Source organism: Campylobacter sp. IFREMER_LSEM_CL1085 (assembly GCF_025772235.1).
Lineage (GTDB): Bacteria > Campylobacterota > Campylobacteria > Campylobacterales > Campylobacteraceae > Campylobacter_D > Campylobacter_D lari_D.
In genome coordinates this window covers 63,468-84,340 of the sequence record NZ_JAKMRU010000008.1, presented here as the reverse complement: position 1 = coordinate 84,340, position 20,873 = coordinate 63,468, and the positions used below count along the sequence as shown (strand labels likewise).

The window sequence follows — 20,873 nt, the reverse complement described above, 5'->3', positions numbered from 1 at the left end:
GAGTTAAATTTTAGTAAAACACAAAACAAGTGATACTATAACTTTAACCAAGTAATTCCATAGCATCTTTGTATACACTAACTAGCGAAGCTAAAGTAACAAAAGCACCGATGATTAAAAAAATCATTTCAATTTTTTTTCTTTTATTCTCTTTTATTTTTTCCTTTTTATCTTCTTCTTGATTTTGCTCAATATGCAAAATATCAACAAGATTTTCTATTTGAATTTTTAATTCTTGATGTTGCTCTAAAATATTATAATAATGAAATATAATTTTCCATATTGTGTGTTTTTGTTGGTAGTTATAATGTATTGGGTTGCTAAAAAAATATTTCAAATTAAAAACATAAAAATCTTTTTTAATATCAATAACATCATGGTAGTTTTCTTTATCTATAATACTTGAAGTCAAATTCAAATAATACTCCATTTTCTCACGATAAGCCAAAGAAAGTGCAAACATAGTCATTGTATCTTTAAATTTACTTTCACAATTGTTAAATTTAGCCTGAAACAAAAAGCCTTTTTCTGAAAACACAACTTTAATATCTGGATTATCATAACAATTTGATTTATCTATTTTTAATGTAAAACTACCTCTTAATAGTTGCGATATTTTACCATCATTCATATTTTCATCAGTATAAGCAACTATATAATCTATCACGCTTTTTTTAAATTGACAATACTCTTGACCTACGAAAACTCCATCTTTTATACATATAATACATATATCAAAAATTTTATATATTAGTATTGTACCTTTGGTATAATTTTGGTCTTCTATATTGGTATAAATTTCTAAATTTTGCGCCAAAAAGATATGAAAAAAATCCTTTAGCCTTGTATCTTTTTTAAATTTATCCTTGCAAAAATTTTCGATAATTTTAACTTGATATATATTTACCATAATATCTTCCTAATATTTGCAATATATTTTAATTTAAAATATTATTATTGTACAACTAAAAATAAATTATAGGTTTTCATATTTGAGTAAAATCTAGATTAGTGGTGCGGATGAAAGGACTTGAACCTTCACGCATTGCTGCACCAGATCCTAAGTCTGGCGTGTCTGCCAATTTCACCACATCCGCAAAAGTGGTACGCTCAAGAGGATTCGAACCTCTGACCTACGGCTTAGAAGGCCGTTGCTCTATCCAGCTGAGCTATGAGCGCAAAAAAATAAAAGTAACAATAGGCTTATGGTGCGCCCGATAGGAATCGAACCCATAACCTACAGATCCGAAGTCTGTCGCTCTATCCAGTTGAGCTACGAGCGCTGATGGGGTGAGTGATGGGAATCGAACCCACGACCCTCAGGACCACAATCTGATGCTCTAACCGACTGAGCTACACTCACCATTTATAAAAATGGTCGGGGTGAAAGGATTCGAACCTTCGGCCCCTTGGTCCCAAACCAAGTGCGCTAACCAGACTGCGCTACACCCCGATGTATAAAAATAAAGCGTTATTTTACATAAAAAAATATTAAAAGTCAAGATAAATAAGAATATTTAGCATAAAAAATGCTAAATATTTTAAGAATTATTTGTTTGTTTTTTTTGTGAAATGATGTTTAAAATTTCAACTACCAAAGAAAAGGCCATAGCTACATAAATATAGGCCTTATCTATATGAATATCAAAACTTTCACATACTAAAACAAAACCTATCATTACTAAAAATGCCAAAGCTAAAATTTTAATGTTTGGATATTTTTCTACAAAATCTGCAATTGGTTTAGAAGCAAAAAGCATTACTAATACTGCAATAATAACAGCAATAATCATAATCTCTATATCTTGAGCAATACCCACAGCAGTAATAACACTATCTAGAGAAAATACTATATCTATCACAGCTATTTCAGCAACTACAATCCAAAGTTTATTGCTGATTTTTATATTACTTTGACTTTCCTCTTGATGTGTTATACTTTCTTTGATTTCTTTGATAGATTTAACTATCAAAAACAATCCTCCAAGCAAAAGCACCAAATCCCTACCTGAAATTTCATTCCCTAATATACTAAATAAAGGTGTGACAAGCTTCATAACCCAAAACAAAGACAATAACAATAAAATTCTAGTAATCATCGCAAAAGCAAGGCCTAAAACTCTACCCTTATCTCTATGTTCTGGTGGTAATTTAGAAACCAAAATAGCCAAGAAAATGATATTATCAATCCCTAGCACAATCTCTAAAGCTGTAAGCGTAAGCAACACTACCCACGCATCCACACTAAAAATCCACTCAAACATTTAACTTCCTTAAAATAAAAAGCGTAATTATAATGATAAAAAATTAATCATTTTCAAAAATTTCAACAATAGTTGCAGGTAAAATTTCATACTCTAATTTATGAATTTTATCTTCAAATTCTTCAAAGCTTAGTTTAGCTTTTTCAAACGCCTTTTGAGCAATGATTTTACCACCATCAAGCTCTTCGTTAACCCAATGCACGCTAACACCCGCAAGTTTCATATCGCTCTCATAACTTTCTTTGATAGCATGAGCACCTTTAAATAAAGGAAGCAAAGAAGGATGAAGATTAATAGCTTTTATATTTTGAGTGAAAATAGGACTTAAAATTCGCATAAATCCTGCTAAGATGGTCAGATCTGCTTGACTTTCTTTTATAATTTTTACTAATTCTGCATCAAATTCTTCTCTTGAAGTAAATTTTTCATGCTCTATAATTTGAGTATTAAGGTTATATTTTAAAGCTCTTTGTATACCATAAGCTTCTTTTTTATTGCACACGCATAAAACCACTTCAAAGGTATTTTTACCAAAAGTTTTTTTATGTAATTTTGCTAAAATATTTTCCAAATTACTTCCATTACCACTAAATAAAATTGCTAATTTTATAAGCATTTTAACCCCTTTATCAATTTTAAAGCATCAAAACTAATTTTGTTTTTCTTATAATTTTTAGCTACTAAAGCATGAGCTAATACTGCATTTTTAGCAGCTTCTAAAGCATTAAATTTAGCTCCAAGCAAAGCTGCTATCATACCACTTAACACATCCCCACTTCCACCTTTTGCTAAAGCTTCATTGCCACAATTTACTATAAAAAATTTTTCTTTTTGAGCAATAATAGGATTAGCTCCTTTTAATACCAAAACACATTGAAATTTAGAACTAAACTTTCTTGCATAAAAAAAGCGTTTGTTTTGAATTTCTTCTACGCTTATATCCTCATTAAAACAAAGTTTTAAAAGCATACAAAATTCTTTAGGATGAGGGGTTAAAACAACATCTTCTCTAGCAAGATATGAAGGTAAATTTTCACTTTGAAAGCAATTTGCGTCTAAAACCAAAGGAATGTTTTTTAATCTTTCATCTTTTAAAATACTTAAATCATCAAGTCCCATACCTATAGCAGCTGCATTTATTTTGCTTTCAATATCATCTTTTAGCATAATCAAAGGTGAAAAACTTTCTTTAGCCACTAAAGATACAAGTCCTGCTCCAAATTCTAAAGCACCAAGTCCAGCTAGAGTACCTGCACTTTTATTTGCAAAAATATAAACATGGCCAAAATCGCCTTTATTTGAGTTAATCTTTTTTGTAATAAGTTTTAAATCTTTTTTTTCTAGTAAAAAACTTGAAGTATTTTGCATATAAGGTTTTAAACCCAAATTTGCAATTTTAATTTTACCTACAAATTCTTTTGCAAAATCTTCTAATAAAATTTCTTTAATCACTCCCATGCAAAGAGTATAATCAGCCTTAAAACATAGCTCTTGTCCAAGCCCGCTAGGAACATCACAAGCTATTTTTAAAGCCTTACTTTTAGCAATTTTTTTAAAAATTCTTTGCAAATTTTCATCTAAAGCTTTATTTAAACCACTCCCAAAAACACAATCAACAATGATGTCAAAATCTTTAAATTTAGGTTCTTTTTTTAAAAATTTAAAACCTATATTTTTTAAAATTTGCTCTTGCTTGATAAACATTGTATTTTTTTTATATGGCATAACAAAAGCAAAAGCTTTTTTTAAATGCCTTATAGCCACAAGTCCATCAGCTCCATTTCCACCAGTACCGAGCAAAAATAAAATTTTGGCATTTTTTATGTTTTTACTTTTTTTCTTAATCAAATTTGCAAGCTCTATGCCTGCATTTTCCATCATTAAAAACTCATCCAAACCTTTTTCAATAAGTTTTTTTTCATAAGAAATATTATCTTTAAATACTGCTTTCATCGCTCATCTCACATTTTATAAATTTTTGAGTTTTAGCGCCTAGCTCTTTAAGCTTCATCACTCTTGAAGCGATATTTCCACTTCCATGAGTAAGCTTTGTTTGCATATTATCTACATTTGTGTTTAATCTTTTAACATTTTCTTTGATTTTTTCAAAATCATCCAAAACGCCTGCAAATTTATCATGAAATTTACCCAGTTCATCAAAAGCTTTTAAGATATTTTCATTACTTTGTATATTTTTCCATGAAATATTTATAGTATTTAATGCCATAAAAAGAGTGTTTGGTGTAGTTAAATAAACCTTTTTTTTATAAGCGTATTGATAAATTTCAAGATCTACATTTAAAATCAAATCTAGAATATTTTGATAAGGTATAAAAAGCAAAACAAACTCATAAGTGTGTTTATCATACTGCATATAAGGCTTTTTAGCTAACTCATCAATCCTTGATTTTAGATTATAAGCCAAATCAAGACAGGTATTTTTACTAATATCTTCAAAACTAAAATCACTTGGTAGAGAAAATTTTGCATCTATAACTATACTTTTTTGTTTATCTAAAAACACAACCGCATCAGGAATGTAAGTTTTACCCTCATCTTGAAATCTCTCTTGCAATTTATACTGCACACCCTCTACTAAACCACTATTTTCTAAAACTGATTTTAGTTGCAATTCTGCAAAATTACCACGAATTTTTTTATCTCCTTTTAAAATTTTAGCTAGCTTATCTGCATTTTCTCCCATATTTTGACTAAATTTAAACATATGATCAATTTGTGTTTTAATGCTAACTTCATTTTGACTGAGTTTTTCACTATATTCTTTAACACTTTTTTTCACAGGCAAGAAAATTTCTTCTAAGATTTTTTTTGTATCTTCATTGAGCATAAGTTTGTTTTGATTTAAAATACTAGCATTTTGTTTTTGGAAATTTTGCTCTAGCTCTTGTTTTAATCCCGTCAAACTTTGTTTATATTTTTCTTCTAATTTTATTAAGGTTTGAGTGTATTCTTCTTTTAAATTCGCACGCTCTTTTAAATGCATATTTAAAAGTTCTTGTTGAGTTTGTTCTTTTTGTGCTAATTTTGCCTCTAAAACTTCATTTTTAGATAAATACGATATTTTTTCATCTAAAAGTTTGGAATTTTTTTCTATAAGTGCAGTTTTTTCAAACTCTAAATTAGAAAGTTGATTTTGCAAAGTCATATTGTTTTGATTTAAAAATTCTAACTTTACTTTTTCTTTCTGACTTTTAAATACCACCCATACAAAAGCTAAAATTACAACAGCCAAAAAAGCTATTAAGATATTTTCCATTTTTAAGCCTTTGCTTTTTCAAGGAAATAAATATTTTTCTCATTTGCTTCTTTAAATTGTTTCATCTTTGGTAAAAGTTCTTTCATCAAAGCTTTAAAATTTTTAAAGCCGAAATTTTGTGGAATAAAATTTGCATGTTTTCTGTTCATATTGGTACGAATTTGAGCATATTCTGCGCGACCTTTTTCTTCTATCAAAGCCTCTGCGATATTGATTAAATCTTTGATATATTCTTTTTCAATTATGACTTTTGTTTTTGATTTATCTTGATCTAAATAAAAGAATTCACTAAAGGAATTCACATAAGATTTTACAGCTTGCTTTAAACCCATGCCTATAACTTGTTTTTTATTTTCTTTTAGCTTCTGTATCAAACTAGTATAATCACTATCGCTTGATACAATAACAAAAATATCAATATCTTTTTCATAAAAAACACTCATAATATCAGTAATTAAATACATATCACTTGAATTTTTATTAGCTAAAAAATTAAATTGTTGCATAGCAATGATAGAATATTGTGCAATTTGTTCTTTCCAATTTTGTATATTTTTTTGAGTCCAATCTCCATAAATTCGCTTTATAACAATTTCTCCATAATCAGAAGCAATACCAAAAATCGATTTTGCGTATTTTGAAGGAATATTTTCCGCATCTATAAAAATTGCTATGCTTTTATTTTCCATTTTTGCTCCTAAATATTTCTCATTCTAAAACTTAATGCTTTTAAAATATGAGTTTTTAAAATCAACTCACTTTGCTCTAAATCTGCAATGGTTCTTGCTACTTTTATAGTTTTATTTACCCCTCTTTGAGAAAGATTATATGAATTTATAGCCTTTTGCAAAATTTCATTAGCAGAAGACTCTAAAATACAAAATTGTTTCATCTGCTCATCATTTAATTTAGCATTAAACTCTTCTTGCTGTCTTTGTTTTTGAAATAAAAATCCTTTAAATACCATCTCGCTCATTTGCTCTGATGTTAAACTCATTTTATCCTTATGTGAAATTTCATCCATAGCTACATAAAGATCAATTCTGTCTAAAATTGGAGATGAAATTTTGTTTTTATATTTTTTTATTTCTATTTCTTGACAACGACAATTTTGATTTTTAGAAAATAAATTTCCACAAGGACAAGGATTTTGCGCACAAGCAAATAAAAATTTAGTCTCATAAATCACTTTGGTATTAACTCTTGAAATAAGAATTTTAAAATCCTCCAATGGCTCTCTTAAACTTTCTATGATTTGTTTTGAAAAATGAGGAAACTCATCAAAAAACAAAACTCCTCCATTTGCAAGTGCTATTTCTCCTATCTTGGCATTTTTAGTTCCTCCGCCAAAAATACTAGCTCTAGTACTTGTATGATGAGGACTTCTAAAAACCCTACTAGCGCTAAAATCATCATCTAAAGAATTTAATGACTTATAAGCGTTTTGAGCTAAAATTTCTTTCAAGCTTTGCGGTGGCATGATAAAAGGAAGTCTTTTAGCACACATACTTTTACCGCTACCTGGACTACCTTCAAATAAAATATTATGCATTCCTAAAGCTGCTATTATACAAGCAAATTTAGCATTTTCTTGGCCTTTAACTTCCTTAAAATCATAAGGAAAGCTAGTATTTTTTATATATTTTTCCCCATTAAGTTTTATAGCATTTTCAAATAAAGGATGAGCATTGCATATATGATAATTCTCATATTTTTTTTCTTTAAAAAAATCTACAGCCTGGGCTAAATTTTCTAAAGCATAAATTGTTAAATTAGGTATCATTGAAGCTTTTTGTGCTATGGCTTTTGGTACTACTACTTTAGCATTTTGTATTTTTGTACTTAAAAAAAGCAAGATAGAAAATAAACTAGCAGTGCTTTTTATACTCCCATCTAATCCAAGTTCTCCAAAAACAAAAAAATCATCTAAAATTTCTTTTTGAAATAAAATCAAAATTGCAATAGCTAAGTCAAAATGAGAACCATTTTTAGGAATATCCGAAGGACTTAAGTTGATAGTAATTTTTTGTGCTGGAAAGCTAAAATTCTGACTTAACAAAGTTGCTTTAATTCTTTCAGTGCTTTCTTTGATGGTAGAGTTTGCAAGACCCACTATGCTAAAGCCTGGCAAGCCTCTTGTGAAAGTTGATTCTACATCGATGATATCAAGTTCTGTAGAAAAACTTGCACATTTTAGCTTTTTCATTTATTCTTTTTGGATTTTTTCTTAAAGTCTTTATCAAATTTTTGACGCTTTAAAAAAGAAAGTTTTTCTATAAATAAATGTCCATCAAGATGATCAACTTCATGTTGGATAGCTACTGCTAAAAACTCATGTGCTTGCAAACTTTGTGGTTTGCCAAATCTATCTTGATAATCAAGTTGTATATTTTTATAACGCATTACATCTTCATAAAAGCCTGGTATGCTTAAACAACCCTCATTACAAGAAATTCTTTCATCATCTAAAGGTGTTATAATGGGATTGATGATTTCTAAAAGAGTTTGTTTGTCTTCTTTTTGCTCACCTTCTTCATCACCAATATCTACAAGTAAAGCTCTAATTGGCACATCAACTTGGATAGCTGCCAAACCTACACCTTTATTAGCTATCATTGTTTCATACATATCATCTAAAAGTATATGTAAATCTTTATCAAAATTTTCTACTTTTTTTGATTCTAAAAATAATCTTGGATTAGGATAGGTAATTATCTTTCTTATCATTTTTCTTTTTCCACTATTACAAAAGGTTCTAAATTTTTTCCCGAGTCTTTTAAAGCTTCAATGCATTTTTCTATTAATTCTTCACCTTTGCTGTCACTATTAACTGCACTAATAGCAACCTCCACATCTGCTTCTATTTCTTTATCTGCTAAGAAAAAATTTGAATTTTCTAAGGATTCTAAAATTTTATTACATATTTCTTGTGCTTTTTCTAAATTAGTATGAGAGATCATTATAGCAAAAATATTATTTCCACAATGTGCTACTATATCACTTGAAGAAACATTTTTACTAAAAATTTTACAAACACTTTTTAAAAAGGCATTTTTCTCTTTTTGAGTATAAGTTTGCTCTAAAATTTCCTCTTTTACTCTAAAGAATATCAAAGAAGTATAATAATTATATTTAGCATTACTCTCTATGCTTTTTTCCAAATTTTCTAAAAAATATTTTTTATTAAAAACTCCAAATTTAGAGTCAAAATCACTCTGCTCTTCTATATGTTTATAAGTCTGTCTAACCTCATCAAAATTTTCTTTAATCTCATCTGAATACTTATCTAAAATGCTAGAAAATCTTGAAAGGTCTGTTTCAAGGGCATGGATTACATTAGAAACAGCTAAATTTCCTGTACTAATAGCAAGTTCTGAATTACGCCTTTTTAGCATATCTTTAACTGTTTCAAGATGCCTATAAATCATGGCAATATATTGCAATAATGCCGAAGTAGAATTAAAACTTTTCTTTATTTCTTGTTCTATATTTGCACGCTTAAGACCATCATCATTTTGCTCAAATTCCATAATCTCACCAACTTTTTTCTTAAAAGCTCCTGGACGCTCTTCAAGCATTTTTTGAAAATAAACCCCATAATTAGTAGGAGTTGGAGGCACATTATCTTTTACAAGTTCAGTTAAAATAGATTTCGCAAATTTCTCAAATTCGCCTCCACTAATTTTTTGAATTTTTGGAGCTTCTTTGGCTGGAGTTGGATCGCTATTTAAATTTAAATCAGCAAATAAATCATCATCTAGCATTGCTTTGTTTCCTTATTTAAAACTTTTTTCCAAAACCTTATCTATTAAACCATATTCCTTAGCCTCTATAGCACTCATAAAAAAATCTCTATCGGTATCTTTTTCTATTTTAGAAAGTTTTTGCTTAGTATTTTTTGCCAAAATATCATTTAAAATCGCTTTTAATCTTAGAATTTCTTTTGCCTGAATTTCTATATCTGTTGCTTGTCCTCTTGCACCACCTAGTGGTTGGTGGATCATAATTCTTGAATTTGGCAGAGCAAATCTTTTCCCTGGAGTACCACAACTAAGCAAAAATGCACCCATAGAAGCAGCTTGACCAATACAAATAGTACTTACATCAGCTTTAATATAATTCATCGTATCATAAATACTAAATCCACTTGTCACAACCCCGCCTGGTGAGTTAATATAAAGATAAATATCTTTTTGAGGATCTTCAGCTTCTAAAAACAAAAGCTGTGCCACGATAGAAGCAGCAAGATCATCATTGATCTCGCCACTTAGCATGATAATCCTATCTTTTAAAAGTCTTGAGTATATATCATAACTTCTTTCACCTCTGCTTGTTTTTTCAACTACATAGGGTATATACGAACTCATTATTTTTCACTTTCTTTTTCGGTTTTCTTTTTATCATTTTTTTTAAAAATATCAGCAAAAAGTTTTTCTTCAATTAAAGACATTTTAATGGCAGGTAATGCACCTTGCTTTTTATAATTATCTAAATGTTCTTGTGGGTTAAAACCATATCTATAAGCTTCAAAATAAATTGCTTGGATTAATTCCTGATCGCTTACTGTAACATTTCTAAGTTTTGCTAGCTCATCTATAATGAAAGTTAATTTTACGCTTTTTTGCGCATCTTCTTTGAAACTCTCTCTTTTTTCTTTATATTTAGCCTCATCTTTAAATTCTTTTAATTCCTCTTCGCTTAAAGTTCTTAAAGAGCTTCTAAATTGCATATCTGTTTCTTGCTCTACTATATTTCTTGGTAAAACAAAGTCAAACTTAGCTACTAAAGCTTCTGCAAATTGATTTTTAAGCTCATCATTAATAAGTTTAAAGATTTTTTCATTTTTTAGTTGTTCTTTTAATTTTGCGTCTAATTTTTCAACACTTGGCTCTTTTTCTTCAGGAAGTAAGTTTTTTAAAAGCTCTTCATTTAATTCAGGTAATTTAAGTTCTTGAATTTCATGAATTTTTACTTTAAATACCGCATCTTTTCCTGCTAAATGTGCTGCACCATATTCTTTTGGAAAAGTTACATTAATATCTTTTTCCTCGCCTGCTTTTAAACCAATCATACCTTCTTCAAATCCTGGTATAAATTGTTTTGAGCCAATCTCTAAAACATAATTTTGAGCTTTTCCACCATCAAAAGCTTTACCATCAACAAAACCTTCAAAATCAAATTTAGCAAAATCGCCTTCTTTTAAAGCTCTTGCCTCTTTAATCGCTTCAGGAGTAGCAAATCTTTTTAATAATTCTTCTTTTTTTGCATCAATTTCTTTTTGAGTTACTTTTGGTGTATTATAAGTTGGAATTAGTTCTTCATATCCATCTAATTTTACTTCTGGCTTAAAAGATAATACCATTTGAGCTTCAATATCGCCATCTTTTCTATCAAATTTTTCAAAATATGGCTCACCTACTAAATCTTTAGCCTCTTTTTTAACTTCTTTTAAAGCACCATCTACAGCATTTCTTAAAAGATCTTGCTCCGCATCTCTTGTAAGCTCTTTTTCATATCTTTTAAGTATAGCAGCAACAGGAACTTTTCCTGCTCTAAAACCATCCATTTTCATAGTTTTAGATGCTTTTTTAGCTAATTTTTCAACTTCTGCTTTAATAGCTCCTTGAGCAATTTTCACAGTAGCATTTGCATTTGCAAAATCAATTAGTTTTGCTGTAACTTCCATAATATTTTCCCTTTTTAAATAAAATTTCTTGATAATATACCAAAATTTTCCTTATCACTTTATATAAAAATAAAAATATGTTAAAATTTTAATTTTTGATGGAGAAAAAATGCAAGAAAAATTTGAACAATCAGTAAAAAATATGTTAGAAATTATCGGGGAAAATCCTCAAAGAGAAGGACTTTTAAAAACTCCTACAAGAGTTTTTAAAGCTTTTGAATTTTTAAATAATGGTTATAAACAAGATCCGAAACAAATACTAAATGATGCCTTATTTGAAAGCTCAAACAACGAAATGGTTTTAGTAAGAGATATAGAATTTTATAGTCTTTGCGAGCATCATCTTTTACCTTTTTTTGGGCGCGTACATGTTGCGTATATACCGGATAAAAAAGTCGTAGGTCTTAGTAAAATTCCACGCCTTGTGGAAGTTTTTGCAAGACGCTTGCAAATTCAAGAACAACTCACAGAACAAATCGCAGAATCTTTAATGGAACATGTAGGTGCAAAAGGTGTTGGAGTAGTTATTGAAGCAAGACACATGTGTGTTGAAATGCGTGGGGTGCAAAAAGCAAATTCTACTACTAGCACTTCAGCACTAAGAGGTAGCTTTTTAAAAAGTGAAAAAACAAGAAAAGAATTTTTCACTTTAATTAACTCGGCAAAACAGGTTAGATTTTAATGGGTTTAGAAAAACTTCGTAGTAAAATTGCTTCACAAAATCTTGCTAGTGTTTTTGGTCAGATTACTAAAATTTCAAGTACTAGTATAGAAATAAATGGCTTAAAAACTAGCATAGGTGATATCATTAAAATAGTTTCTAGTGAAGATGAGAGTAAAGAAGCTATGGCTATGGTGGTAGAAGTAGATGAAAATTTAAGCTATTTGAGTCCTTTTGGTTTTGTGGAAGGTTTTAAAATAGGCGATCGTGCTTTTATTAACGATGCAGGTATGCAAATAGGAGTTAGTGATGAACTTTTAGGAAGAGTAGTCGATCCTTTTATGCGACCAAAAGATGGTAAAGGACCTATTGAGGCAAGTAAATTTATGCCTATTATGCGAGCACCTATTGATGCAATGAAGCGAGGTTTGATAGAAGAAGTTTTTCCAGTAGGTGTTAAAACAATAGATGCACTTTTAACTTGCGGGGTAGGACAAAAGCTTGGGATTTTTGCAGGAAGTGGGGTTGGTAAATCAACTCTTATGGGTATGATAGTGAAAAATTCCAAAGCTCCTATTAAAGTTATAGCTTTAATAGGAGAGCGCGGTAGAGAAATTCCTGAATTTATACAAAAAAATCTTGGTGGTAAACTTGATGATACTGTCATCATCGTTGCAACAAGTGATGATAGCGCGCTGATGAGAAAATACGGAGCATTTTGTGCTATGAGTGTGGCTGAATATTTTAAAGAACAAGGTAAAGATGTGTTATTTATCATGGATAGCGTAACGCGTTTTGCTATGGCTCAAAGAGAAATAGGTCTTGCCCTAGGTGAACCACCTACAACAAAAGGTTATCCGCCAAGCGTTTTAAGTCTTTTACCTCAGCTTATGGAAAGAACAGGAAAGGAAGAAGGTAAAGGCACCATAACAGCTTTTTTTACCGTGTTGGTTGATGGGGATGATATGAGTGATCCAATAGCTGATCAAAGCAGATCTATCCTAGATGGGCATATAGTGCTTAGTCGCGAACTCACTGACTTTGGAATTTATCCACCTATAAATATACAAAATTCAGCCTCAAGGGTTATGGGGGATATTATTAGTGATGAACATAAGCTAGCTGCTAGAAAATTTAAGCGTTTAAATTCTTTGCTTAAAGAAAATGAAGTGCTATTGCGTATTGGTGCTTATCAAAAAGGCACCGATAAAGAACTCGATCAAGCTATTGCTAAAAAAGATTTTATGCAGCAATTTTTAAGTCAAAATCCTGAAGAAAGTTTTGAATTTGAAGATACGATTAATATGCTTAAGATGATTGATACATAATAGTTGGAATATTTTTTGCTTTTTTTGATAAAAAAGTCATGAAAAAAGGATAGATCATGTCAAATATAGCATTTTTAGATCATCAACAAAGCTTAGGTTTAAAATATACCGATATTTGTCAAAATATTTTTGAAAGAGAAATTTTTACACATATGTTTTTAGAATGCATAAGTTTTGTTTTACTAGAAGATAAAGCAAAATTAAAATATTTAAAAATTATCGCTTCAAAAGAAGATTTTATAATCGAATTTAAAATCAATAATCAAAAAAAATCTTTTATTATTAATAATAAAAAAGTTCTAAATGAAGAATTCAGTGCAAAAAGAATGACTCAAGATGAATATGAAAGAGAAGTGGCGAGAATTTATCAAATCGAAAGATATTTAAAAGCCCAAAATAATCTTCAAAATTTTTCTAATGAAATTAGCACTACAATGAAAAATCTTTTTAAAGATATGGATGAATTTAAAAATTATATCGATATGCTTGAAGCAAAAGAAAACACCCACAATCATTACTTATCAAAAATTTATAATATAGCTTAATATTTACCAAACTTTGCCGATAATACCTTTGATCCAAACAAAAGGAGTATGTTATGGGCGAAGTTACAAACAATCAAGCAAACTTAATGCTTAACATTGCAACTACTATGATGAAAAAAACCATAGAAGTTAATGAAAATGCAGTAATGCAAGTACTTGAAGGCGTAAATGCAAACCCTGCTCCAACTACTACTCCTACTGCTAGTTCAGGATTACTTGACATTTACGCTTAAAATTTTTCTCTTCAATTCAAAAATTTTGGCATAGCTTTTGCTTTTTAAAAGTTAAGCAATATTTTTGAAGAGAAGAGTTATGTTTGTAAATTCTAATGTTAATCCGTATCAGAATTTTGCAAATTATCCTTTTGCAAAAACTGGACACATAGAAGAAAAAAAAGAAAATACTAATATTAAAAGTGATTTACTTGATATCAATGGTTCTAATTTAGACTATAAAATTACTTATGCAAGTGAATTTGGTTTTAGAATCAATGAGCAAGGTTTTTTTGAAAAAGATCTTAATAAAGCAGCTGCTTTGCCTCTTGATTATGATATTAATATAAAAAGTATAAGAGAAATTTCAAAACAACTTATAAAGCTTGATGAGAATTTAAATTATAACAAAATAGATTTACCAAGACTTTTAAACACTTATCACAACACATTAAAAACTATAAATCCACAGTTTCAAAACAATGACAATGATTTTTTAAGTAAAGCTCAAATTTCAGAGTTAAATCAAGGTTATAGTTATACTTATGAGGGTAAAATTTTAAAAGTTTATGAAAATGCTAAAAATTTACAAAATGCAAAAGAATCAAATAAAAATTTAAACACCTTAATGCTTGATAATAAAATAGGTGATTTTGCGTTTAACGCAAGCATAGAAAATACAGCTAGTAATCCTGTTATCAAACCTTATTTAAATAAACAAGGGGAGGTTTCTAAAAGTGGATTGCTGCTCAATTATATTTATCATGATTTAAAAGAACAAAATCACAATAAAGCTAATTTTTTTCTATCGCCTATTGAGTTGGATATGTCCTCTAGTGTAAATTTTCAAAAACTCATGAGAGGTCAAATGAGTATGCAAGATTATATTAATGAAAACAACAAAGAAAAAATGAGTTTTGATTTATATTTATATATCAATGGAGTAGATAAAAACAACACTTCAGAAGATAAGCTTTCAGTTTTCTTTCAACAATATATTAACTATCAACATAGCATTAACATGAAAGAATTTGCCAATTCAAGTTCTATTTATAGTCTTTATAGCGAGCAAGTTAGTAAAGAAATTGAAGTTTTAAAAGAAGAATTCAATCAAAACAATCCTAATATTGATCTTGAAAAAATCAATACTCAAAAAGAACTTTTAGATACTCAATTTTTAGAAAATAGAAAAAAACAAGCTAGTATTAACAAAATTTTACATTCTTATTTAAATGCTATGGCTTAACTTGTGCTAAAATAATAATGTAAATTATTACACAAGTTAAAAACTTACTTGATTTAATATTAAATTTAATATTTTAGTGTATATTAACAAAAAAGATAAAAATTATCCTAATTAAAGGAGTATAATTTGAAAGTATATTTAGATAACAACGCAACAACACAACTTGCACCAGAAGCTTACGAGCTTATGAAGCCTTTTTTAAAAGAGCATTTTGGAAACCCAAATAGTCTTCATCAATGGGGTAGTGCAACCCATCCTGCCTTAAAAGAAGCTATGGATAAACTTTATATAGGTGTAGGAGCAAGTGATTTAGATGATATTATTATCACTTCCTGTGCTACAGAAAGTATCAATTGGGTGTTAAAAGGTGTGTATTTTGATAAAATTTTAAATAACGATAGAAATGAAGTAATTATTTCTAGCGTGGAACATCCCGCAGTAGCTGCTAGTGCTATGTTTTTAAAATCTTTAGGGGTAAAAGTTATAGAACTTGGTGTTGATTATGAGGGTGTTTCTAGCGTAAAAGATTTAAAAGAAGTTATTTCAGATAAAACTGCCCTAGTGAGTATTATGTGGGCAAATAATGAAACTGGTATGATTTTTCCTATAGAAGAAATGGCTCAAATTACTCATGAATACGGAGCGTTATTCCATACTGATGCAACCCAAGCTGTTGGGAAAATCAAAGTTAATTTTGCAAAAGCTGGAGTTGATTTTGCTTCATTTTCTGCACATAAATTCCATGGTCCAAAAGGAGTTGGTGGGCTTTATATTAAAAAAGATATAGAACTAACTCCACTTTTACATGGTGGTGAGCATATGGGTGGCAGAAGAAGTGGAACTTTAAATGTGCCATATATTATAGCAATGGCAGAAGCTTTAAGAATTGCAAATACTATGCTTGACTTTGAAAATTCACACATTAGAAGATTAAGAGACAAACTAGAAGATTTAATTTTAGCAATGCCTGATACAAGCGTAGTTGGAGATAGATCAAGAAGAGTTCCAAATACAATTTTAGCAAGCATTAAAGGCGTAGAAGGTGAAGCTATGCTTTGGGATTTAAATAAAAATGGCATAGCAGCAAGCACTGGATCAGCCTGCGCTAGTGAAGCACTTGAGAGCAACCCTATCATGGAAGCAATTGGTGCTGAAAATGATTTAGCTCATACTGCCCTAAGACTTTCTTTATCTAGATTTAACACAGAAGATGAAATTGATTATACAGCAGAGCAGATAAAAAAAGCAACGCAAAGACTTAGAGCAATCTCAAGTACTTATGCGTATAAGCCTGAAAATATTTAAAGGATAAAAAATGGCAAAAAATAATTTAATTGGCGGATCTATTTGGGATGAGTATTCTCAAAAAGTACAAGATAGAATGAATAACCCTCAACATATGGGCGAATTTACACAAGAAGATGCACAAAAAGCAAATGCAAAACTTATTATTGCAGATTTTGGAGCTGAAAGCTGTGGTGATGCAGTTAGACTTTATTGGCTAGTGGATGAAAAAACAGATAAAATCATTGATGCTAAATTTAAAAGCTTTGGCTGTGGAACAGCAATAGCAAGTAGTGATACTATGGTTGATCTTTGCATAGGTAAAACCGTGGATGAAGCTGTTAAAATTACAAATTTAGATGTTGAATTTGCTATGAGAGATAATCCGCAAACTCCTGCGGTTCCACCTCAAAAAATGCATTGTTCGGTTATGGCTTATGATGTTATCAAACAAGCGGCAGCGCATTATAAAGGTGTTAATCCTGAAGATTTTGAAGATCAAATTATAGTTTGTGAGTGTGCTAGGGTAAGCCTTGGAACTATCAAAGAGGTAATTAAACTAAATGATTTACATACAGTAGAAGAAATCACACAATTTACAAAAGCAGGAGCTTTTTGTAAATCTTGTGTTAAACCTGGAGGACATGAGAAAAAAGATTATTACCTTGTAGATATTTTAGCTGAAACTAGAGCTGAAATGGAAAGAGAGAGATTAAAAGATCAAAGTAAAGCAGATATTGCTTTTGATGATATGACCATGGTTAAACAATTAAAAGCAGTAGAGGCTGTTTTAGATAGCGATGTGCGTCCGATGCTACACGGAGATGGTGGGGATTTGGAAGTAATTGATATACAAAAAAGTGAAAGTAAAAATATAGATGTATATATACGCTATCTTGGGGCTTGCAGTGGTTGCTCAAGCGGAAGTGGCGCAACTTTATATGCCATAGAAAATATCTTACAAGAAGAACTTAGTCCAAATATACGCGTTATACCTGTTTAAGCAGTTTTTCTGCTTAAACTTTTAAATTTCAAGCCTTTTTATGTTAAAATAACGCATTAATTAAAAATTTAAAAAGGCTATTTATATGCAAAGACTTCAAACCTTTGTTAAAAGCGAAACTTTTCCGGGTGTTTTGCTAATATTTTTCACTTTACTTGCATTAATTTTACAAAACAGCTCTTTAACAGATCAATACACCAACTTTTTAAATATTCCTTTTGGGTTTCAAGCAGGAAGTTTAGAAATTTTCAAACCTTTGCTTTTATGGATTAATGATGGACTTATTGCGATTTTTTTCTTTGCAATAGGGCTTGAATTAAAATATGAAGTAACAAGAGGACAACTAAATAGTATAAAAGCTATGTCTTTACCTGTATTTGCTGCACTTGGTGGTATGATAGTACCTGCATTGATTTTTGCATTTTTTAATTATAAAGATGCTTTTGCTTTGCAAGGTTGGGCTATACCAACAGCAACTGATGTGGCTTTTGCAGTAGGAATTTTAATGCTTTTAGGTAAAAAAGTACCTACTTCATTAAAATTATTCTTGCTTTCCTTGGCTATTTTTGATGATTTGGGTGCGATTATTGTGATTGCTTTATTTTACACAAGCGAGCTTTCAGTATTTGCTATGATCGCTGCTTTGGTATGTATATTAGCACTTTATTTATTAAATCATTTTCATGTTACTAAAAAATCCTTTTATATCATTATAGCTATAGTATTTTGGATAAGCATGCTAAAAAGTGGAGTGCATGCAACTTTAGCGGGTGTGATTACTGCTTTGTTTATACCACTTGAAACAAAAAATGGAAAATCTTTTTTAAAAGAAATCGAACATGATTTAGCACCTTGGGTAAGTTATTTTATTTTACCTATTTTTGCCTTTGCAAATGCAGGTGTTGATTTAAAAGATATGGATCCAAGCTTTATGTTTTCTTCGGTTAGCTTAGGTATTATTTTAGGTTTATTTTTAGGAAAACAAATAGGTGTCTTTTTATTTTCATATATTAGTATAAAACTAGGCTTAGCAAAACTTCCACAAAATGTTAATTTCAAACAACTCTATGGAGTTTGCATACTCACAGGTATAGGTTTTACCATGAGCTTTTTTATAGATGGCTTAGCTTATCAAAATAGTGATATTTTTGCATATTCAGATAAGCTTGCTATTTTAATAGCCTCTTTGTTAAGCGCTGTGATTGGCTATGTTTATTTAAAACTCATTTATAGTTTCAAAAAATGAAATTTAAAAACCTCCAAAGCTTTTTATCTCTTGAAATTTTAGGAGGATTGTTGCTTTTAATAGCAACAATCTTTGCTTTATTACTCAAAAATAGCCCTTATGGACAACACTATATGAATTTTTTAAGTGTAGAAATGGGTATAAAAATAGGAGCTTGGGAGCTTTTTAAACCTTCTTTGTTATGGATTAATGATGGACTGATTGCAATTTTTTTCTTTGCAATAGGACTTGAATTAAAAAAAGAATTTGTTCAAGGAGAATTTAAAACTCTTAGCAATATTACTCTACCCTTAATAGCTGCTATAGGTGGTATAGTAGTACCTGCTTTGATATTTTGTGCTATTAATTTTAATGATACTTATGTTTTAAAAGGTTGGGCTATACCAACAGCAACTGACACTGCATTTGCTCTAGTTATACTTGCAATGCTAAAACAACGCATACCAAGCTCTTTAAAAATATTTTTAGTTTCTTTGGCGATTTTTGATGATGTAGGAGCTATTTTAATCATTGCTATTTTTTATACAGGTGAGCTTTCAACTTTGGCTTTTTTTGTTGCCTTTTGCTGCATTGTTGGCTTGTTTTTACTTAATCGCTTAGGTAATGAAAGAAAATCATTTTATTATATACTTGGTGCTCTGCTTTGGCTTAGCGTATTAAAAAGTGGAGTACATGCGACTTTAGCAGGTATTATTACTGCTTTATTCATTCCTGTATATACAAAAAACAATCATGCTTTATTAGAAGAAATTGAGCATGGTTTAAAATTTTGGATAGCTTTTATAATACTACCACTTTTTGCTTTTGCAAACGCAGGAGTTGATCTTTCTAAAATAGAATTTCATATGCTTTTTAGTGGTGTAAGCATGGGTATATTTTTGGGACTTTTTGTTGGAAAACAACTAGGTGTATTTGGCTTTGCCTATATGGCGATTAAATTCAAACTTGCAAAACTACCAAAAGATGCAAATTTTAAACAACTCTATGGAGTTTGCATACTCACAGGTATAGGTTTTACCATGAGCTTTTTTATAGATGCTCTTGCTTATGAAGTGAGTGATATATTTAATTTTGTAGATAACTTTGCAATCTTACTAGCCTCATTAACTTCTGGTGTATTTGGCTATTTTTACCTGCGTTTTATTAAATAATTAAGCTTTTTTTAAATTAAATAAGATATAATTTCATTTCTTATTTAATGTTTTGGCCCATTCGTCTAGCGGTTAGGACATCGCCCTTTCACGGCGGTAACACGAGTTCGAGTCTCGTATGGGTCACCACTCTTTTAACTCCTAAATAAAAATAGCATAAACAATAGTTTCAATATTTAAGCTTAATATAAATTTAATATATCAAATATATATTCTAAAATAAAATATAAATAAATATTGCTTACTAGCAGAGCTCGCAGGGATTTTATAAAAACATTATAAATAGCAAAACTTGCATTTTAAAATCTAAAAAATAAAATTAGCTTTCTTTATTTTCTCCATCTTTAAAAGAAAATATAGGCAAACTTAAACCATAATATATCGCTAAAAGTCTTGCTATAGTTCCTACAATCAATGAAGCAAGAATTACCCATAATTCATCTATGCCTAAAATATGTAATATATAATACAAAGCTCCTGTTAATATGGCCACACCTGCATAAATTTCTTTTTGAAATACAAGTGGTATCCTAGCACATAATATATCTCTTAATATCCCGCCAAATACACCTGTAATCACAGCTGAACTCACAGCCACTATAAAACCATACCCCATTTCTATTGCAATTTGTGCCCCTAAAACACTAAAAACAACCAAACCTATAGCATCTAAAATTAAAAAAAGTTTTTCAAGTCTTATAACATATTTAGCAATTTTTGTTGTAATCATAGCCGCAACACAAATCAAAATGACATATTCAGGAGTTTTAATCCAAGTTAATGGATGATGATCAAGTAAAATATCTCTAATAGAACCTCCACCAATAGCTGTTACCAAAGCTATAAATATCACTCCAAAAAGATCCATTTTGTGCCGTCCTGCAGCAATAGCCCCCGTCATTGCATCAACAGTAATTCCGATAATATAAAGTATAGTTAAAAGCATAATGAGTTAAAACCCTTGTTAAAC

The 20,873-nt window shown here is 29.8% G+C and carries 21 protein-coding genes and 6 tRNA genes; 10 read left to right on the top strand and 17 right to left on the bottom strand.

Annotation, left to right across the window (positions count from 1 at the left end):
- Positions 1-43: 43 nt before the first annotated feature.
- The 16 genes from L8W56_RS04860 to tig form a co-directional block, all read right to left on the bottom strand.
- Positions 44-910 carry a hypothetical protein gene (locus L8W56_RS04860; protein WP_263659583.1) on the bottom strand — a complete coding sequence of 289 codons (867 nt, stop codon included), beginning with the start codon at positions 908-910 and terminating at the stop codon, positions 44-46.
- Between the two features lie 102 nt (positions 911-1,012).
- Positions 1,013-1,097: transfer RNA gene (locus L8W56_RS04855), tRNA-Leu, on the bottom strand.
- A gap of 5 nt (positions 1,098-1,102) precedes the next feature.
- Positions 1,103-1,179 (bottom strand) — tRNA-Arg (locus L8W56_RS04850).
- 27 nt (positions 1,180-1,206) lie between these two features.
- Positions 1,207-1,283 (bottom strand) — tRNA-Arg (locus L8W56_RS04845).
- Between the two features lie 3 nt (positions 1,284-1,286).
- Positions 1,287-1,363, bottom strand: a tRNA-His gene (locus L8W56_RS04840).
- 12 nt (positions 1,364-1,375) lie between these two features.
- A tRNA-Pro gene (locus tag L8W56_RS04835) sits at positions 1,376-1,453 on the bottom strand.
- Positions 1,454-1,541: 88 nt separating this feature from the next.
- Positions 1,542-2,264: a TerC family protein gene (locus L8W56_RS04830; protein ID WP_220566477.1), complete on the bottom strand. Its 723-nt coding sequence runs from the start codon at positions 2,262-2,264 to the stop codon at positions 1,542-1,544.
- Between the two features lie 43 nt (positions 2,265-2,307).
- A complete protein-coding gene (gene purN / locus L8W56_RS04825) occupies positions 2,308-2,880 on the bottom strand; it encodes a phosphoribosylglycinamide formyltransferase (protein WP_263659582.1) in 573 nt (190 codons plus the stop codon).
- Positions 2,871-4,217, bottom strand: coding sequence for an NAD(P)H-hydrate dehydratase (locus tag L8W56_RS04820; RefSeq protein ID WP_263659581.1), 1,347 nt, complete (start codon positions 4,215-4,217; stop codon positions 2,871-2,873). The genes purN and L8W56_RS04820 overlap by 10 nt, the downstream gene beginning before the upstream one ends.
- On the bottom strand, positions 4,201-5,541 hold the full coding sequence (gene rmuC / locus L8W56_RS04815) for a DNA recombination protein RmuC (protein ID WP_263659580.1): 1,341 nt from the start codon (positions 5,539-5,541) through the stop codon (positions 4,201-4,203). Before rmuC ends, L8W56_RS04820 begins: the two co-directional genes overlap by 17 nt.
- 2 nt (positions 5,542-5,543) lie before the next feature.
- A complete protein-coding gene (locus L8W56_RS04810; RefSeq protein ID WP_133318989.1) occupies positions 5,544-6,230 on the bottom strand; it encodes an NYN domain-containing protein in 687 nt (228 codons plus the stop codon).
- 8 nt (positions 6,231-6,238) lie between these two features.
- Positions 6,239-7,747 carry a YifB family Mg chelatase-like AAA ATPase gene (locus tag L8W56_RS04805; protein ID WP_263659579.1) on the bottom strand — a complete coding sequence of 503 codons (1,509 nt, stop codon included), beginning with the start codon at positions 7,745-7,747 and terminating at the stop codon, positions 6,239-6,241.
- Entirely contained in the window at positions 7,744-8,268 is a 525-nt protein-coding gene (gene def, locus L8W56_RS04800; protein ID WP_220566472.1) for a peptide deformylase, read from the bottom strand. Before def ends, L8W56_RS04805 begins: the two co-directional genes overlap by 4 nt.
- A complete protein-coding gene (locus L8W56_RS04795) occupies positions 8,265-9,305 on the bottom strand; it encodes a GGDEF domain-containing protein (protein ID WP_133318992.1) in 1,041 nt (346 codons plus the stop codon). Before L8W56_RS04795 ends, def begins: the two co-directional genes overlap by 4 nt.
- 12 nt (positions 9,306-9,317) lie before the next feature.
- Positions 9,318-9,908, bottom strand: coding sequence for an ATP-dependent Clp endopeptidase proteolytic subunit ClpP (gene clpP / locus L8W56_RS04790; RefSeq protein WP_133318993.1), 591 nt, complete (start codon positions 9,906-9,908; stop codon positions 9,318-9,320).
- Entirely contained in the window at positions 9,908-11,227 is a 1,320-nt protein-coding gene (gene tig / locus L8W56_RS04785; protein WP_263659578.1) for a trigger factor, read from the bottom strand. Before tig ends, clpP begins: the two co-directional genes overlap by 1 nt.
- Positions 11,228-11,336: 109 nt before the next feature.
- Here tig and folE point away from each other — a divergent pair, with 109 nt between their 5' ends.
- The 10 genes from folE to L8W56_RS04735 all read left to right on the top strand — a co-directional run bounded on the left by folE (position 11,337) and on the right by L8W56_RS04735 (position 20,032).
- Positions 11,337-11,909: a GTP cyclohydrolase I FolE gene (folE, locus tag L8W56_RS04780; protein WP_263659577.1), complete on the top strand. Its 573-nt coding sequence runs from the start codon at positions 11,337-11,339 to the stop codon at positions 11,907-11,909.
- Positions 11,909-13,216 carry a flagellar protein export ATPase FliI gene (gene fliI / locus L8W56_RS04775; protein ID WP_220566469.1) on the top strand — a complete coding sequence of 436 codons (1,308 nt, stop codon included), beginning with the start codon at positions 11,909-11,911 and terminating at the stop codon, positions 13,214-13,216. The genes folE and fliI overlap by 1 nt, the downstream gene beginning before the upstream one ends.
- A gap of 56 nt (positions 13,217-13,272) precedes the next feature.
- Positions 13,273-13,761, top strand: a complete 489-nt coding sequence (locus tag L8W56_RS04770) for a hypothetical protein (RefSeq protein ID WP_133318996.1) — start codon at positions 13,273-13,275, stop codon at positions 13,759-13,761.
- A gap of 53 nt (positions 13,762-13,814) precedes the next feature.
- On the top strand, positions 13,815-13,994 hold the full coding sequence (locus L8W56_RS04765; protein WP_133318997.1) for a putative motility protein: 180 nt from the start codon (positions 13,815-13,817) through the stop codon (positions 13,992-13,994).
- Positions 13,995-14,073: 79 nt separating this feature from the next.
- Complete coding sequence (locus tag L8W56_RS04760) at positions 14,074-15,219, top strand: hypothetical protein (RefSeq protein WP_133319187.1); 1,146 nt, start codon at positions 14,074-14,076, stop codon at positions 15,217-15,219.
- 126 nt (positions 15,220-15,345) lie between these two features.
- Entirely contained in the window at positions 15,346-16,524 is a 1,179-nt protein-coding gene (locus tag L8W56_RS04755; RefSeq protein WP_263659576.1) for a NifS family cysteine desulfurase, read from the top strand.
- Between the two features lie 10 nt (positions 16,525-16,534).
- Positions 16,535-17,506, top strand: coding sequence for an iron-sulfur cluster assembly scaffold protein (locus tag L8W56_RS04750; RefSeq protein WP_220566466.1), 972 nt, complete (start codon positions 16,535-16,537; stop codon positions 17,504-17,506).
- A gap of 85 nt (positions 17,507-17,591) precedes the next feature.
- Positions 17,592-18,752, top strand: coding sequence for a Na+/H+ antiporter NhaA (gene nhaA / locus L8W56_RS04745; protein ID WP_133319000.1), 1,161 nt, complete (start codon positions 17,592-17,594; stop codon positions 18,750-18,752).
- On the top strand, positions 18,749-19,903 hold the full coding sequence (gene nhaA / locus L8W56_RS04740) for a Na+/H+ antiporter NhaA (protein WP_263659575.1): 1,155 nt from the start codon (positions 18,749-18,751) through the stop codon (positions 19,901-19,903). Before nhaA (L8W56_RS04745) ends, nhaA (L8W56_RS04740) begins: the two co-directional genes overlap by 4 nt.
- A gap of 54 nt (positions 19,904-19,957) precedes the next feature.
- Positions 19,958-20,032 (top strand) — tRNA-Glu (locus tag L8W56_RS04735).
- Positions 20,033-20,222: 190 nt separating this feature from the next.
- Here the strand turns inward: L8W56_RS04735 and L8W56_RS04730 are convergent.
- Positions 20,223-20,849 carry a trimeric intracellular cation channel family protein gene (locus L8W56_RS04730; protein ID WP_133319002.1) on the bottom strand — a complete coding sequence of 209 codons (627 nt, stop codon included), beginning with the start codon at positions 20,847-20,849 and terminating at the stop codon, positions 20,223-20,225.
- Between the last annotated feature and the right edge of the window lie 24 nt (positions 20,850-20,873).